The organism is Streptomyces sp. NPDC059454, assembly GCF_042749965.1.
Taxonomy (GTDB): Bacteria; Actinomycetota; Actinomycetes; order Streptomycetales; family Streptomycetaceae; genus Streptomyces.
Genome location: NZ_JBHYVC010000030.1, coordinates 1 through 16,263 on the forward strand (window position 1 = coordinate 1; position 16,263 = coordinate 16,263).

Sequence of the window (16,263 nt, forward strand, 5' to 3'; positions counted from 1 at the left end):
GGCCCGGACCGCGTGTGCGGTCCGGGCCGGCCCGCTCCTCACGTCCGGAGCCGGCAGCGCGCGGTCGGCGCCCCGGGCGGCCCGATCGCGCGGGCGTCCGGGCCGCGGTCGGCAGCTCGTCCGTCGAGCCGGTGCGAGGGGGAATCCGCCGTGCGGGCGGATCGGAGGAGGCCGAACGGCCGCGCCGGTCCGCCCCGTCCGCGGGGCCGCCGCTCACGGTCCGGTCAGCGGGCGAGTCCCGGCTCCCGGGCCCCGGCCGCTGTCCCGCCCCGGTTGCGGGCGCCGAGTCCGCTCCGGACGTCGGTGAGACGGGTCTTCACCGTGCCCGCGCCGAGGTGCGGGGGGCGGCGATCCCGTCGGCACCCGGAAGGCCCCGACTACGGGCCCCGTCGTCCGCCCCCGACCCCGTCCGCTCCCGTACCACTCCCGGTTCACACGGCGGCTCACGACCACAGGGCCGTGAGCCGCAGCCTCGGGCACGCCGGGTCCGCGGCCCACCGCGACGCGGAGGGACCCGCACCACCCGACGCGGGGACGCGGTAGTGCCTGCGGTACCGGGGTTGGGCAGTACGGGGGTTGGCGCGGACGGCCGTACGCGCGGAAACCTACTGGCATGACACCACGCAAGGCGGCAGTACTCTCCTCGGCCCTCCTCCTCTCCCTGGGCGCCGTGGCGGTGACCACCCCGGCCACCGCCGACATGCCGAAGCACTCCTCCGGCCGGACCACGACGAGCGTGGTCGACGCGATCGAGCGCAGCGCTCACACACTGAGGAGCACCGAACCCGGAGGCAGCCTGCGGGACTTGGGCCCGCTGGGCCGCATGGTGGGGGACGCCGGGGTGGTGGGCCTGGGCGAGGCCACCCACGGCTCCCGGGACTTCTTCCGCATGAAGCACCGGGTCCTGCGTTACCTGGTCGAGCAGAAGGGGTTCCGGACCTTCTCCCTGGAGCTGCCCTGGAGCAGCGGCGTCCGCGTCAACGAGTACGTGCTGTACGGCAAGGGCGATCTCGACCGCATAGCGCGCGAGGAGTTCCAGGGCTCCTACCGCATCTGGCACAACGCGGACTACCTGAACCTCATCGAGTGGATGCGCGCCCACAACCGCCACCACCCCACCGACCCGGTGCGTTTCGCGGGCAACGACATGGGCTACGCCGGACCGGAGCTGTACCGGCGGGTGACGGACCACGTGACCCGCGCCCACCCGCACCTGCGGTCACGCGTCACCGCCCTCTACGACGGCCTGGCTCCCACCGCCGACGCCGCCACGTACCTGGAGCGCTACCTCGAACTGCCCCTGTCCGAACGCGAGAAGCGCGCCGAACGCACCCGGAAGGTGCTCGAACTGCTCCAGAAGCAGCGCCCGGCCCCCGGCACGAGCAGGCAGGAACACGTCTGGACGGTCCAGCACGCCAGGGCCATCCACCAGATGGCCAAGGGCTATTCCCACGACATCACCGACGAGGCCCAGGTCACGGAGATGATGGAGTACCGCGACCGGGTGATGGCCGAGAACGTGGCCTGGTGGCACCGGCACACCGGTGACCGGATCCTGCTGTCGGCCCACAACACCCACGTCTCCTACGACGCCTTCGACCCGCGCTACCCGAAGACTCAAGGCGCCTTCCTGCGCGACTCGCTGGGCGGGGACTACGCCAGCATCGGCTTCAGCTTCCACAGCGGCGCCTTCAAGGCGTTCGGCACCGGCGACGACGTGATCCGCACCTACCGCGTGGACGCCGCGCGGCCGGGCTCCAACGAACACACCCTGGACCAGGCCCGCCAACGCGACTACGTCCTGGACCTGCGCACCGCTCCCCACTCCGTACGCACCTGGCTGGCCGAGCCGCGCCCCACCTGGAACATAGGCGCCGGCTGGCCCGACCCCATGGAATACAGGATCGCCCTCGGCGAGGCCCATGACATCCTCATCCACCTGAACGAGGTGGAGGCGACCTCCTACCTGGGCAACCCGTGACTCATGATCGAAAACAGCGAGAATTCGACCGGTCATTTCTCCATGTGATCGAATGAGGCGCCCGGCAGGCGGGTCATCCCCCACCCCGCTGTGCGCTGTCAGTGGCGGTCCGTAGTCTCGACGGTGTGGACGGGAAAGAAGGAAACGCACCGCAGGGGCAGGAAACGGACGCGGAGGACTGGCAGCGGCTGAGCGCGTACGCCTACCTCAGCGCGCCCGAGCGCCTGGAGTACATCGCGGTGATGCGCGTGTTCTGCGGCACGCTGCTGGCGGACCTGTCCGTGCCCGACCTGATCGGCAGGCTGGCCGAGCGCGGCGGCCCGGGGGCCGGACCGGACGCGGAGACCCTCACCCGCAGGCTCGAGGAGCTCGTGCGCTGGGGCAACCTGCTGCGCAGCACGCACACCGTCAGGGCGGCGAGCATCTCCGAGTACCAGCGCTCCCGCTCCCGCTACCAGCTCTCCAAGCTGGGGGAGCGCGTGCAGCGCGACGCGGACGAGGTGCTGTCCGGGGCGGACGCGGCCCGCGAGGTGAGCAGCGAGTTGCTGGCCCTGGTCGACCGCGGTCTGCGCGAGATCGCCGCCATGGCCGCGGCACCGGGCGGCGCGGACCCGCAGCGGGCGCTGGAGCGGATCAGTACCCTCTTCGTCCAGTTCACCGGCTTCGCCGAGTCCGTCCGCGACTTCTACGCCTACCTGGGCCAGGTGCTGGCGCGCTACGACCTCGACTCGGCCGAGTACCAGGGATTCAAGGAACTGCTGCTCGACTACGTGCAGGCCATCACCGAGGACGTCTCCTTCAGGGCCCCGCGCATCGCGGCCCACCTGGACGCCGTCCGGCCCCACCTGCCCGCGCTGCTCGACCGGATCGACGCGCACACGGCGGGCATCGGAGCACTCGCCGACGGACTGCCCGAGACCCGGGTGCAGCGCAGCCGCGGCCGGGACCTGGCGGACTGGGAGGGACTGCGCGAGTGGTTCACCCCCGGCGGAGCGCACTCCAGCCAGGTGGACCAGCTGAGGGACGCCACCCTGCGTGCCCTGCAGTCCCTCCTCGCCAACGCCAAGAGGATGCTGCGCTCGGCCTCCGGCGAGATGTCCCGCCGCAAGGACCTGCTGAGGCTCGCGGCCTGGTTCGACGCAGCGGAGCCGGAGGAGGCCCACGACATGGCGGTCGCCGCCTTCGGGCTCTACGGCGCACGGCACCTGGGAGTCGCGCCGAACCCCGACCGGTCCGTACCGGCCCATACGAGCTGGTGGACCGGACCCGTGGTGGACGTGCCGGTGGCGCTGCGCGAGCGCGGCAGCAGGTCACCGCGCGGACGCGCGGCGGCGGCCGAGGACCACTCCGAGCAGAAACGCCGCCTCATGGAGCAGGCCCGGCAGCAGGCCGAGGCCCGGCGGACGGCGGCCGAAGAACTGCGCAGCGCGTCCGGCCGGTTCGACCAGGTACGACTCGGCGCCCCCGCCATGCGGCTGCTGCTGGAGCTGCTCACCACCGCTCTCGGCAACGCCCGGCTGCACAAGGAGACCGACGGCTTCCTGATCGACGGCGCACAGGCGGACGACGCGGACCTCGGCATCCGGCTGACCGCGTGGCGCACACCCGGCCGGTCCACGGTCCTGCGGTCCGTGGACGGCGATCTGACCGCGGACGACATCACCGTGGCCGTCGAGAGCACGTCCGCAGTCACGAGGGGGGAGGCGAGCGCCTGATGCCCCTGCCCTCCGCCCACGACGTCGCCCTCGCCGCCGAGCGCCGCACCGCCGCCCGGCTCCTGCTGTCCCACCCCCTGGTCACCAGTACCGGACCGCACAGCGACACGTTCCCCCTGATCCGCCGCCACGCCGACTGGCTCGCCCAGCGCTTCCAGCAGGTGTTCGGCTACCGCCTGCTGGTGGAGGCGTCCTACGCCCGGCTGTTCAAGGCGGGCCTCGGCCCGGACTCGGGCCACCGCATGGAACGGCCGTCGACCGGAACACCGTTCACCCCACGGACGTACGCCTACCTCGCCCTCGCCCTGTCCGTCCTCGTCACCGCCCCGGAACAGCTCCTGCTCTCCCAGCTCGTCGCCGACCTGCGCGCCGCGGCCGTCGACGCCGGTATCGAGATCACCGGCACCGGACGGCAGGCCGAACGACGCACCCTCGCCGCCGCCCTGCGGCAACTCGTCGACTGGGGCGTCCTGGTGGAGACCGAGGGCCAGGTGACGGCCGTCGCCGAGGAACGCGCCGGGGAGGCACTGCTCACCGTGGACCGCGACATCGCCCGGGCTGTCGTCGCCGGTCCGCTCGCCCAGAGCCGCGACGGTGCGGACCTCGTCCGCCGGGCCGCCGACCCCGGCTTCGGAGGACCCCGTACGTACGTCCGCCGGCGCCTCGTCGAAACCCCCGTCGTCCACCTCGACGACCTCACCGACGCCGAGCGCGAGTGGCTGCGCACCCGGCAGCGGCGCGAGGCGCAGGCCTTCTCCGAACTGCTCGGCCTGGAGGCCGAGATCCGCGCCGAGGGCATCGCCCTGATCGACACGGACGACGAACTCACCGACCTGCACCTCCCGGGCACCGGCACGGTCGCCCAGGCCGCGCTGCTCCTCGTGGAGCGGCTGGTCGACCGTCTGCGCCCCGAAGAAGCGGGCCATCCCGCGGTCGGCGGCCGGCTCGTCATCGGCGTACCCGTCCCCGACGGACTGCTGCCCGTACTCCTCGACGAACTCGTCGAGGAGTACGGAAAGCGCGGCACCTGGCAGCGCGGCCACCTGGAGGACCGGGACGGATTCCTCGCCGCCGTACTCGACCTCCTCGTCAGGATGCGCCTGATCGCCCCCGCCGGCCCCGTCCGCGCGGACGGCCACGGCCTGCCCGAGGAGTACGGCGGGCCGGCGGCCGGCGGCCGCTCCGTCACCGACGTCTCGGGCGCACGCGGCCAGGACCGCGCCGCCGGCGGCTGGATCCTGCTCGCCGCGGCCGCCCGCTACGCCACCACGGTGGCGGTCGGACCGCGTACCGCCCCGTCGCCGACGGATGACCCCGCCAAGGAGCCGCCCCGATGAACCCCTCGCCGTCCCCGCACCGCTACCGACTGCACCGCGCGGGCATCCGGAACGTGTGGCAGTACGACCACCAGGAGTTCGCCTTCGGCGAGGGCCGCATGCTGCTGCGCGGCAAGAACGGCGCCGGCAAGTCCAAGGCCCTGGAGATGCTGCTGCCCTACCTCCTCGACGGTGACGCCCGCGCGCTGGACGCCACGGGAACCGGCCGCACCACCCTGACCTGGCTGATGCTCGACGGCTTCGCGCAGACCAACCGGCTGGGCTATCTGTGGCTGGAGTTCGCGCGGACGGACGAGCAGGGGAACGACCACCATCTGACCGTCGGCGCCGCCGTCCGGGCATCCCGGTCGACCAGGACGGCGAAGCCCTTCTTCTTCACCACACACCTGCGCGTCGGCGAGGACCTCGACCTCGCCCCCGCCGGCCGCCCCCTCACCGTCGACCAGCTGAAGTCACTGGTCGGCCCGGAGAACGTCACCGACCGCGCCGTCGAGCACCGGGCCACGGTCGCCCGTGACCTGTTCGGCCTCACCGACCCGGCGCGCTACCGCAACCTGCTGCACCTGCTGCACCGGCTGCGCCGTCCCACCATCGGCGACCGCATCGACTCCGGTGGACTCGTCCAGGTCCTCGCCGAGACCCTGCCCGCCCTCGACGACGAGGTCGTGGAGAAGGTGGCCCGCAGCCTGGACGACCTCGACTCCGTCCGGGCCTACCTCGGCCGCCTCGAACGCACCGACCGGGCACTGCGCACCTTCCTCACCGGCTACCGCGGCTACCTGCACGGCTCCCTGCGCCGCCGCACCGACCAGGTGAGCGGTGACCTGGAGCGGCTGACGGAGTACCGCAGGTCCGCCGCCGACGCGGTGCGCAAGGCGGCGGAACTCCGCGAGCGCGAGCAGCAACTCGATGCCCGCATCGAGACCCTCGAAGGCGAGTCGGCCGCGGCCGAGACGGACCTGGCCGCGCTGCACGCCAGTACCGGATACCGCAGCCTGCGGGAACTCGGAGAGAAACGCGACACCGTCACCGCCCTGCACAGCGCGGCCGGCGCCGCCTTCAAGGCCGTCCGCCAGGCACACCTGGGCGAGGAGGAGGCAGGACAGCGCCTCACCGCCGAGGCCGGACGGCTCGGCGAAGAACTGGTGGAACTGAGCACCGTACACACCGAGTCGGTACGGGAGGCCGAGCGGTCCGGAGTGGACCCCGCGCACCTGGGGGAGCCCATGGCGACCCCCGTCGCGCCGGTGGCACCCGCCACGACGGCGGAACTGACCGCCCCGGGAGGCGACCTCCACCTGGTCCGGCACAGCGAAGTGCTGGCGGTCGACACCGAGCTCTGCACGACCGCGCTGCACGCCTGGGACACCCGGCTCGACGCCGCACAGCCGCTGATCAGGAACCGCGTCCGCTTCGTCACCGAACTGGGCGCCCTCGTCGAGCGGTCGGACGCGGCCCACCGGGAGGCGGACGAGGCCGATGCCACCCGGGAGCGCCTGGAAGAACAGGTGGAGCACGCGCGCACCCGGACCGAACAGCGCCGGCAGGAAACCGTGCGCGAGTCGGAGAGGTACGCGGACGCGGCCGGAACGTGGGCCGGGCGTCTGCGGAAACTCACCGGGCTGCCCTTGGACGACGTACTCGCCCTCGTCGCACACGACCCGGCCGACGGCCCGCTGCCCGCCCACGCCCCCGACGAGGTGGCCGACACCGCCAGGTCCGCCGTCGACCCCTGGCTGACGGACCTGGCCGAGGAACGCGACGTCCTCGCCCTGACCGTTCGCGCACGGGAGACCGAACGGAACGACCTGAGGCGCCGGCGCGAGCAGTGGGAGCGCCGCACCGACCCCGAACCCCCGCCCCCGCCCCACCGCACGGCGTCCCGCACGCCCGGCACCGGAGCACCCCTGTACCGCCTGGTGGACTTCGCCCCCGACCTGGCACCGGACGCACGGGCCGGGCTGGAAGCCGCGCTGGAGGCGAGCGGCCTGCTCGACGCCTGGGTACGCGCCGACGGCACGGTCCTCGACCCGGCCACCCGGGACACCCTCCTGACTCCCGGGCCCCCCGCGCCCGGGCCGGCACTCGCCCAGGTGCTGCGGCCCGTCGCCGCGCCGGACAGCGGGGTGACGGCGGAGCAGGTGCGACGCCTGCTGGAGGCGGTGGCCCTCGCCGAGGGCGGAGTCCCTGTCACCGGTGCCGGCCCGGCCGCCGGTGCGGAGACCGGACCGCACACCGTGATCGGCACCGACGGCTCCTGGCGGCTCGGCATCGCCCGCGGCCGCCACGCCAAGCAGACCGCCGAGTACGTGGGCGCGGAAGTGCGCGCACAGACCCGCCGCCGGGCACTGGCGGACATCGACCGCAGGCTGAGCGAGGTGGAAGGCGAGGTGGAGGAGCGCCGGCACGCCCTGCGTGTCCTCACCGACCACCGCGACCAGGTCGGCGACATCCTGCGCCGACCGCCCTCGGCCCGTGGACTGACGGACGCCTGGGCCCGTACCGCCGAGGCCGAGCGCGCCGCCGAATCCCTCGCCGCGCAGGCGTCCACGGCAGCCCGCGAGGCGCACCGGGCGCGTGCCCGCGCGGTCGCCGCCCGGCGCGAGACCGAGGCGACGGCGAACGCCCAGGGCCTCCCGGCGGACCCGGCCGCACTCGAAACGGTCCGCCTGGCCCTCGACCGCCTCGGACAGGGCACGCGGCAACTGCGACGGCGGATCCGCGCGGTCCTGTCCACGGCCGAGAACCACCGCGGCAGCCGGACCGACTACGAGCGCACCGCCTCGGCGCGCCGGGAGACCGAGGCGGACCACGCCGAGCACCTCGGCCGCCTGGAGGCCGCCCGCCGCACCGTCCGGGCCCTGGAGGACGCCCTCGGCGCCACGGAGCAGGAGATCCTCGCCAGGGAGGCCGACGCGAAACGCCGCCTGGACGCGGTGGGACGTCAACTGCCGCCCGCCCGGAGGGACCGCGGCGACGTGCACGACCTGTGCGTACGGGCCGAGGAGGAGGAGCGGAAGCGGCACGAGGCGCTCGCCGCACAGGAGACCGAGGTGCTGGCCCGCGGCAGGAGACTGCGCGCGGCCCTCGCGCTGCCGGGCGTACTGAAGGGAGCGGGCCTGGGCACCGACGCGGACGGGGGAGCGGTCCTGAAGTCCCCGGACCCCGTCCACCAGGACGTGCGGGCGCGCATCACGGCACTGGGTCTGCTGACCGACGTGGTGCGCCGCGGCCTGGACGCCGAGCGCGGTGACGTCTCCGACACCACCCTCCTCAACCGTCACACCGAACTGCGCGACCAGCTCTCCGGCGGCTACGACGCGACCATCGAGGAAAAGGACGGCATCAAGCTGTGCCGGCTCGTCAACGACCAGGGCCCGCGGGACATCGCCGAGGTCGGCGAGCTGATCGCGACCGAGGCCGCCGAGGCACGCGACCGCCTCACGGAGCGCGAGCGCGAGGTCTTCCAGCGCTTCCTGACCGGAGAGCTGGGCGACCACCTGTCCGCGCAGGTGCTGGCGGCCGGCGCCCTGGTCACCGCCCTCAACACCACCCTCGCCACGGTCCGCACGTCACACGGCCTCGGCGTCACCCTCGACTGGAAGCTCGCCGACGGGGTGGAAGCGGACGTCAAGGCGGCCGTCGACCTCCTGCGCAGCCCTTCCGGCCTGCGCACCCGTGAACAGTCCGAGCAGCTCCGCGAAGTCCTCCAGCGCCGTATCGAGGACGCCCGCCGCGCCGACCCGGCCGCCGGATACGCGGCGCACCTGCGCACCGCCCTGGACTACCGGGACTGGTTCACCTTCACTCCCTGGGTGGTGAACGACGCGGCGCCGACCAGCCGCCGCAAACTCTCCGGCCGCACCGGCCTGAGCCAGGGCGAGCAGCGGGTCCTCTCCTACCTGGTCCTCTTCGCGGCGGCGGCGGCGCACTTCACCGGACTCGCCGACTCCGCCCCGCACACCCCCCGCCTGATCCTCCTCGACGACGCGTTCGCCAAGGTCGACGAGCCCACGCACGCCCGCCTCGGCCGCATCCTGGTCGACCTGGACCTCGACTTCGTCCTCACCAGCGAACGCCTGATCGGCAACTGGCCCGACGTGCCGTCCCTCCACATCTACGAGTGCCTGCGCGATCCGCACGTACGGGGCGTGGCCACGCTCCACTACACGTGGAACGGGCGGCAGCGGAGACTGATGCCGGTATGAGCCGTCCCGGACGCGCCGACGGCGGTTCCCTGGACGCCGAAACGCTCGCCTTCCTCACCAGGCCGGGCCTCACCCGCCTCTGGACGCAGGCACGCGCCCGCCTGGAACGCAACGGCCTCCAGCCGACCGGAACCCTCAGGCTCCAGCACCTGGACGCACCGGAACGCGAGGCGCTGTCCCTCCTCCTCGCCCGACCGGTCACCGGCCCCACCGCCACGATCCGCCTGCCGGACCTGGACACCCGACTGCGCGCCAGCGCGGCCGGACGGGGCCTGGCCGCGACCCTGGAGGAACTGGGCCCGCCCCTGACGGACCGCAGGGCGGTCCGCGACGCGGCGGCGGCCGAACGGGCCCGCGTGTGGTCGACGGCCGAGACGGAAGCGGAATCCACCTCCCTGTCGTCCCAGCCCTGGGTGGCACGGTGGCTGGAGGACCTACGGCGCGGCGGCACCCTCGCCCGCCAGGACCCGCACACCGCGACCACGGTCGTCGTCCAAGCGATCCAGACCCTTGCGGTGCTCTTCCCCGCCACCGTCGCCGACCCCACTTCGGTCTCCTGGGGCCGGGGCGAACTGGCCACCCGTGCCACCGGCTCCGCCCACGGCCTGGACGACGGCACGCTGCTGTCCCGGCTGGTCCTGCGCGGCATAGCCCTGGCGCACGACACGGAGTTCCCCACCGACGCCCCCGCCCGCCGGGCCCTGTGGCGCACGGCCTCGGTCACCCCGGACGAGGTCTCCAGCACGGTCCTCACCCACGGCCTGCGCCCCACCGGCGGCACCTGGCAGGAGGCGGCCCTGCGCGAGCGCGCCGACCACCACAGGGAGACCCACCTGACCCTGCGCGAACTGCGCACGCTGCGTCCGACGATGCCGTCCGGCACCCGGGTCCACGTCTGCGAGAACCCCCGCGTGGTCGAGGCCGCCGCCGACGCCGGCCGCACGGCGCCCCTGGTCTGCACCTCGGGCAGCGCGACGACGGTCGTCCTCACCCTCCTCGACGCCCTGGCGGAGGCCGGCTGCACCTTCGCCTACCACGGCGACTTCGACTGGCCCGGCATCGCACTCGCCAACCGCGTCACCCGGCGCTACGCGGCCGAACCGTGGCGCCTGCGCGCCCCCGACTACGAGTACCTGGCGACCCGCGCCCAGCTGCACGGCGTCCCGCACCTTCCCCTCACCGGTCCGCCGGTGGAGGCCGCATGGGATCCGGAACTGGCACCCACCATGAACGCCCTGGGAATCGCCCTGCACGAGGAGGCGGCGCTCGATCTGCTGCTGGAGGACCTCGGCTGAGGTCAGACGTCGAGCCCGCCCGCCGCGAGCAGGTCGGAGACGTCGCTCACCAGTCTCCTGCCCAGGCCCCCGGCGGCACCGAGTCGTGCCTCGAAGTCCCTGAGACCCCGGAAGACCTCGGCGTACGCTTCCTGTTCCCGCAGGGGGAGCTGGAGCACCTGCAGGCGCCGGATGTCGACCCGTGACGAGCTGGAGGCGTGGGTGCCCGCCTGACGTCCGTTGGAGGGCGCGCGCAGACAGCCGGCGAGGAAATGCGCGTCGAGTTTGGCCGAGTCCACCCGCAGGGCGTACAGCTGCGGACCCAGGGCCGTCGGGGGCCCTTCGTGCACCCATGCCCGGTACGCGCGTACGACACCGGCGACCACGACGTCGCCCTTCTCGACGATCACGGGCGCCGATCCGGCGCTGACGAGCCCGCTGGGAGTGCCGTCCGTCAACAGGTCGGCGACAGTGAGGAGAGGCACGGAGTCCCTGCCGGGCGGCGTCGCACCGTCCACCGTCTGTTGTCCGGAACGCAAGGACAGGACACCGGCTTTGACGAGGTCGCCCACGCTGGTCGTGGTCTGCGGCCGGTCGGTCGAGAACCTCAGTTCCGACAGCCGTTCGGCTCGACGGGCCAGGTCGGTCAGTGCCGTCCCCGCTTCCCGCCAGGCCGCCGCGAGTTCGAGGCCGGACGGTTCGGCGGTCACCGACGCGTAACGACCAGGGGTGACGTCCACCTCGTCGTCCAGGAGTTCGATGAGGGGAACGCGGACGGCTCCGTCCGGCAGGTCGGCTTCCGGGCGGTCGAGGACCTCCAGTGCGGAGAGGGCGAAGGCCCGCAGCGGCTCCCAGTGGGGACCGGACTCACGCGTGCCGGCTTTCGCGAAGCGTGTCGCGTCGACCAGGAGCACGTCCTGCGCGGACGGAACCGCCACCGTGCCGTCCGGGGCCGCCCTGAGAACCCACAACTGGAGCGAGACGCTGTGCGGCTGGGCGCTGCCCGGCGGGAGGGCCACCACGGCGCGGAGGGCGCCGGTCCGCAGCAGAGAGCCCCGGACGCGTCGGCCCGCCTTGCGCGAGGCGACCGCCGGAGGCAGGACGACGACGGCCGCACCGCCCGGCTTGAGATGGGCGAACAGGTGCTGCACCCAGGCCAGTTCCGGCTCGGTGCGAGGCGGAAGACCGTGTGTCCAGCGTTGGTCGGTGGCGAGTTCCGTGTAGCCCCAGTCGCGTTCGTTGAACGGCGGGTTGCAGAGGGCGACGTCCACCCGCGCCCCGCTGAACGGATCCTCGCGCAGGGCGTCCGCCGTGGCGATCTCCGCACGGACGTCGTGGTCGTCCTTGAGGAAATCCAGCCGCGCGGACGCCAGCGCGGCGAGGGCGGGATCCCGCTCGCACGCCCGCACCGACAGGCGCGAGCCCGCGCCCTCCTGTACGGCCGCGACCACCAAGTGCCCGGTTCCGCAAGCCGGATCGAGAACGGTGAGCTCTTCGCCGGCTTCCTCGCCGCGCCCGCCGACGCGGACGCCGAGCGCGATCCGCGCCATCAGCGAGGCGAGCGGCGGAGGCGTCGTGCTCAGCTGACGTACGTGTGTCTCGAGCCACCGCTGCAGCAGGAACTCGAACGTCTCGCGCGCCCCCTCGTTCCGCCCCAGCTTCGCCGCCTCGGCCGCCAACTCCTCGGCTTCCGCAGTGAGTTCCCTGTGCGACCCGCGTGCCCGGGGCGAGTGCATGCGGAGGGCCGCCTCGGCGATGGCCAGGCCCGACTCGTCCCTGCTGCCCAGCGCCTCGAACCGGGGCCACAGGAGCTCGCGCCCCCCGATGGAGTCGAGTTTGCCGTTGTCCCTCAGCCACCGCTCGACCTCGGCCAGGGAGAACTGAGGGCTGACGTCCGTGCCCCCGATGCGCGTGGGGAACGAGTCGTGGCGCCGCCGCCAGTTGCTCACCGCGGCACGCCCCACGCCGGCGATCCGGGCGATCTCGGCGAGGCTGACGGGTACGGGATCGGTTGTACTCATCGACAGTCTCCGAGGTGCTGGGGCGCTTGCGTGCGGACCGGCGGTGGACGGGGCTCTGTGTGGTTGTACATGAGAGGCTACTACGCTCATTGACTCTGTTTACAGTACAAATATCCGGAGTCGCTGTGCGGGGAGTGCGGAGGACGGGGGAAATCCGGGAAATCACGCCGGGAGCGGTGCTCCTGGACCGCTATCGGCTCACTTCGGTGCTCGGCCGTGGGGTGATGGGACACGTCTGGCAGGGGCTTGACCTGCGCCTGGAGCGCCCCGTGGCGGTCAAGACCGTCGCGGCGGACCTGCTCGCCGTCCCTCGGAGCCGGGACGAGGCGCTGCGGCGCTTCCGGCGGGAGGCGAAGGCCGCGGCACGCCTCCACCACCCCAACACGACCACCGTCTTGGACGCGTCGGTCACGGACGGCACCTGCTGCCTGGTCATGGAACTGATCGAGGGCACCACCCTCGAATTCCTCTTCGACCAGCAGGACGACGGCCGGTTCGACGTGCTGGACACCCGGTACGAGATCGCCGTATTGCCGGCCCGCTTTCGGTGAGGGCGCCGAGGGTGTCCTCTTCTGAGCCGGCGGCATGACAGCGGGCTGGTTTGCGTCCTCTCAAGTGACGCGAACCAGCCCGCTGTTCCGCTCGGGAGTCCTGGTCGGAGCTATCCCACCGTGAGCGCCACGAACGCCGCCCACTCGCCTCGGCCGACCCGCAGCACCGGCCCGTCGCCCGCAATCTTGGAGTCCCGTACGTACACGGCGTCGAGACCGGTGGCCACCTCCACGCAGTCACCGCCGTCCGACCCGCTGTAGCTGCTCTTGAACCAGTGCAGCCCGTCCACGTTCTCGGTCACCTGCTCCACGCTCACGTCTCTCCCACCATCCGCTCGATGAGTCGTGCAGACTCCTCGACGTTCAAGGCCTGCGATCGCAGCTTGCCATATCGCAACGAGAACGCGCTGACCTCGGCGGGATCCGTGACGACGCACCCGACCCCTTGGGATTCGAAGTACCCGAGGAGCCGGTGCTCGTGTGATTCCACGACCACGAACGGACCGTTCTTCCCCGGATGGAACCCCCGTCCGGCAGGCATGACCTGCACCTCCACGTTCCGCAACGTGCTGACCTCCAACAGACGTTGCCACTGCTCGCCCATGACCTCTGGGCCGCCCACCGGATCGCGCAACGCCTCCTCACTCACGATGAACGACAGCTCCGCCAGCGGCACTCGAGTCAGCAGCTTCTGCCGACTCAACCGAGCCTCCGTGTGCTGCTCGATGATCTCCTCGCTCAACGGCGGACAGTGCCCCGCGAACACCGCCCGCGCGTACCCCTCCGTCTGCAACAACCCCGGCACCAGCAGCGGATCGTACGAGAAGCGGCTCACCACCTCCGCCTCGATGAGCGCGAAGTTGCGGAAGAAGCGCGGCAGTTTCGCCCGGTCCACCTCGTCCTGGAGCACCTCCAGAACCCCGCCCGCCTCCAGCACCCGGTCCGCCGCCCTGGTGAACGCCGCCTTCGCCGGCCGCCGCCCCTGCTCGACCGAGGCGACCTGCTCCAGCGAGCAGTCGATGGCCTCCCCGAGCTGCTGCTGGTTCAACCCGGCCCGCTTCCGCAGATGCTGGAGCAGCCTCCCGTACGCCGCCCACGCCCCCGGCAGGTCACCCCCGCCCTCCTCCTTCGCCTTCGCCGCCCGACCGCCCCGTGTCTCCCGCACCGTGCTCATGCCTCACGCCCTTCCGTCCCGCACCGCACCCCGCTCACCCGCACCGCGGCGACGCTCAACCCGCCGCCGGGACCTTGTTCAACGCGAGCCGCGACGCCATGGGCACGGCCCCGGCCCCGTACAACAGCCGTACGGAATCCCGTACGACCACGGGCGACGGGCAAGGGGAGAGGCGAACGACGGTTTCAGGCGAACCGGCTCAGCGGGCCATCCAGCGGTCCACCTCCCGCGCCCGCGTGTCCAGGGCGTCGACGACGGCGGCCGACGAGACCCGGGCATTGCCGGGAACCTGCACGTCGCGTCGGACGCCACCCCCCACATGGCCGGCCTCTGACGCGGGCATCTCCACATCGATCCCCGCCCGCCGCGCGAGCGCGACCGCTGTCGCCGCGAACCCCTCGGAGAGCGTGAGGATCACGGAGTGGCTCGTCCCGCAATGCCAGGCGACGAGGCCGCGCACGAACTCCGCGTACGCGACCGGATCGACTGCGAGTGTGTCCGGGTCACCCCAGTACTTTCCCTGGCCGATTCCCGAAGGCAGCCCGAGCTCCGCCTCGAAGACTTCCACCTGCCGCATGAAGAGGCGGCCGGCGCCGTTCGACGGGTTCCACAGCGTCTCGTCACCCAGCTCGAAGTACATGCTCATCGTCGATCCCCCGTTCCGGCTCAACAGCCCTGGCGCAGGGTAGGTGTTCAAGTGGCCGGTATGCACTCGGGTAAGACGCGACCTCGGCGGGCCGCCGCTCGTTGCCCGGTCACGCTGCGCCGGCCAGAGGGATGGGAGCGAATCTCCAACCGGTCACTCCGCTCACCTCGCCTTTTGTGCCCTTCAGACTGGGTGGGATCCGATGTCCGTCCGGGACCCTGGTCGTCATCGACGGCGGTCACCTGGGGGCGTGGAGCGGAGAGAGGTCGCCGGCGGAGATCGATCCCGCCCTGCTCGGTGTGGACGACGCGGAGACGGCCGCCGATGTCCTCGGCTCGGTCGACTTCGCCGTGGTCGGACCGGACGCCTCGGAAGCGGCCCGCACCTTCGGCCGGCAGCCCGGTGCGATGTTCCACGACGTCCCGGCGTCCCGGGCAGCGGGGCTCAAGGCGATGTTCGAGGACCACTGCCGGGCCGCAGGGCCGGACGCCCGCCTGGGGGCGTTGCCGAGCCGGGAGCCACATGCCCGACGCGCGCATCGGACCGCTTCCGAAGGCGGCGGCGGTTTCCTGATGTTCGGCATCCCCGTGGTCGCGGTGGGCGGGATGCCCCGTGACCGGGATCTGCCGGTGCTCGCATCGCGGGTCGAACCCGGCGACGTTACCGGCCGGCGTTGGTCCGGGATACGCGTGCAGCTGGGCGAGGGCCCCGTGGAGTCCTCCGTGCCGCTGGGCGACGTCGGGGTCGACTGGGCCCGGGTCCTCTTCGGCGACGCCGACGCCTTGGGCGCCTGGCAGCACGACGAAGCGGCGGACGGACTGGCCGATGTCGCGTTCTGGGGCGCCGCCGCCGAGGAGGCCGCGACGGTCTTCGGAGCCCCGGAGCTGGGCGAGCCCGGTGAGGACGGTGTCCGGGGGTGGACGGGGCTGGCCGTGGCGGAAGCGGTGGACAGGGCTCGCGCCCTGATGAGCTGGAAGGAACAGACCGGACGCCGCATGAGGGTGGACTTCCGGCCGCACTCCCACCACTGGCAGGTGATGCGGCAGATCCGCGCCTCCGAACTCGAGACCGGGACCGTGGACATCGGCGACGCCCGGCTGCTCTGCACGATGACCACCTGGGGAGACGGGCATTTCCCCGTCTTTGCCGACCTGGACGCGTCGGGTTCCGTGGTGGCGGTGCGGGTGAGCTTCTCGGGCACGGTCCGGTGACAGCCGTCCCGGTCCCGTCCGCCCGTCGCCGTGCGGGGCGTTCCTTCCGGTCGTACCGTGCGCCACCCCGACGGCCACCGTCCGTGAGGCTCCCCGGAGACCTCCAGGGAGCGCCCCTGCTCCTGAAAATGCGTCGAGCCCCGCA

The 16,263-nt window shown here is 72.7% G+C and carries 11 protein-coding genes; 7 read left to right on the forward strand and 4 right to left on the reverse strand.

The features are described from left to right. Positions 1–613: 613 nt before the first annotated feature. From ACFXAE_RS21025 to ACFXAE_RS21045, 5 genes are all read left to right on the forward strand, one after another. Complete coding sequence (locus tag ACFXAE_RS21025; RefSeq protein WP_384716859.1) at positions 614–1,981, forward strand: erythromycin esterase family protein; 1,368 nt, start codon at positions 614–616, stop codon at positions 1,979–1,981. A 125-nt stretch (positions 1,982–2,106) separates the two neighbouring features. After that, the gene (locus ACFXAE_RS21030; RefSeq protein WP_384716862.1) at positions 2,107–3,696 is read left to right on the forward strand and encodes a TIGR02677 family protein; all 1,590 of its coding nucleotides are present in this window, start codon (positions 2,107–2,109) and stop codon (positions 3,694–3,696) included. Continuing rightward, positions 3,696–5,033: a TIGR02678 family protein gene (locus ACFXAE_RS21035; protein ID WP_384716865.1), complete on the forward strand. Its 1,338-nt coding sequence runs from the start codon at positions 3,696–3,698 to the stop codon at positions 5,031–5,033. Before ACFXAE_RS21030 ends, ACFXAE_RS21035 begins: the two co-directional genes overlap by 1 nt. Further along, complete coding sequence (locus ACFXAE_RS21040; RefSeq protein ID WP_384716868.1) at positions 5,030–9,241, forward strand: TIGR02680 family protein; 4,212 nt, start codon at positions 5,030–5,032, stop codon at positions 9,239–9,241. Before ACFXAE_RS21035 ends, ACFXAE_RS21040 begins: the two co-directional genes overlap by 4 nt. Further along, positions 9,238–10,536, forward strand: coding sequence for a TIGR02679 family protein (locus tag ACFXAE_RS21045; protein WP_384716871.1), 1,299 nt, complete (start codon positions 9,238–9,240; stop codon positions 10,534–10,536). Before ACFXAE_RS21040 ends, ACFXAE_RS21045 begins: the two co-directional genes overlap by 4 nt. Positions 10,537–10,538: 2 nt before the next feature. On the opposite strand, the gene ACFXAE_RS21050 is transcribed toward ACFXAE_RS21045, so the two are convergent. Further along, complete coding sequence (locus ACFXAE_RS21050) at positions 10,539–12,536, reverse strand: N-6 DNA methylase (protein ID WP_384716874.1); 1,998 nt, start codon at positions 12,534–12,536, stop codon at positions 10,539–10,541. A 176-nt stretch (positions 12,537–12,712) separates the two neighbouring features. Between ACFXAE_RS21050 and ACFXAE_RS21055 the strand changes: the two genes are divergently transcribed. Next, on the forward strand, positions 12,713–13,087 hold the full coding sequence (locus ACFXAE_RS21055; protein WP_384716877.1) for a protein kinase: 375 nt from the start codon (positions 12,713–12,715) through the stop codon (positions 13,085–13,087). A 110-nt stretch (positions 13,088–13,197) separates the two neighbouring features. Here the strand turns inward: ACFXAE_RS21055 and ACFXAE_RS21060 are convergent, their stop codons facing one another. From ACFXAE_RS21060 to ACFXAE_RS21070, 3 genes are all read right to left on the reverse strand, one after another. Further along, the gene (locus ACFXAE_RS21060; protein WP_384716880.1) at positions 13,198–13,404 is read right to left on the reverse strand and encodes a DUF397 domain-containing protein; all 207 of its coding nucleotides are present in this window, start codon (positions 13,402–13,404) and stop codon (positions 13,198–13,200) included. Then, the gene (locus ACFXAE_RS21065; protein ID WP_384716883.1) at positions 13,401–14,261 is read right to left on the reverse strand and encodes a helix-turn-helix domain-containing protein; all 861 of its coding nucleotides are present in this window, start codon (positions 14,259–14,261) and stop codon (positions 13,401–13,403) included. Before ACFXAE_RS21065 ends, ACFXAE_RS21060 begins: the two co-directional genes overlap by 4 nt. A gap of 199 nt (positions 14,262–14,460) precedes the next feature. Beyond that, the gene (locus ACFXAE_RS21070; RefSeq protein ID WP_384716886.1) at positions 14,461–14,907 is read right to left on the reverse strand and encodes a DUF6086 family protein; all 447 of its coding nucleotides are present in this window, start codon (positions 14,905–14,907) and stop codon (positions 14,461–14,463) included. A 176-nt stretch (positions 14,908–15,083) separates the two neighbouring features. On the opposite strand from ACFXAE_RS21070, the gene ACFXAE_RS21075 reads away from it, so the two are divergent. Beyond that, a complete protein-coding gene (locus ACFXAE_RS21075) occupies positions 15,084–16,118 on the forward strand; it encodes a hypothetical protein (RefSeq protein ID WP_384716889.1) in 1,035 nt (344 codons plus the stop codon). The last annotated feature ends 145 nt before the right edge of the window (positions 16,119–16,263 follow it).

Coding starts and splice junctions, on each gene's coding strand:
- ACFXAE_RS21035 (WP_384716865.1), top strand. CDS start 3,696: ATGCCCCTGCCCTCCGCCCACGACGTCGCCCTCGCCGCCGAGCGCCGC.
- ACFXAE_RS21070 (WP_384716886.1), bottom strand. CDS start 14,907: ATGAGCATGTACTTCGAGCTGGGTGACGAGACGCTGTGGAACCCGTCG.
- ACFXAE_RS21050 (WP_384716874.1), bottom strand. CDS start 12,536: ATGAGTACAACCGATCCCGTACCCGTCAGCCTCGCCGAGATCGCCCGG.
- ACFXAE_RS21065 (WP_384716883.1), bottom strand. CDS start 14,261: ATGAGCACGGTGCGGGAGACACGGGGCGGTCGGGCGGCGAAGGCGAAG.
- ACFXAE_RS21045 (WP_384716871.1), top strand. CDS start 9,238: ATGAGCCGTCCCGGACGCGCCGACGGCGGTTCCCTGGACGCCGAAACG.
- ACFXAE_RS21040 (WP_384716868.1), top strand. CDS start 5,030: ATGAACCCCTCGCCGTCCCCGCACCGCTACCGACTGCACCGCGCGGGC.
- ACFXAE_RS21025 (WP_384716859.1), top strand. CDS start 614: ATGACACCACGCAAGGCGGCAGTACTCTCCTCGGCCCTCCTCCTCTCC.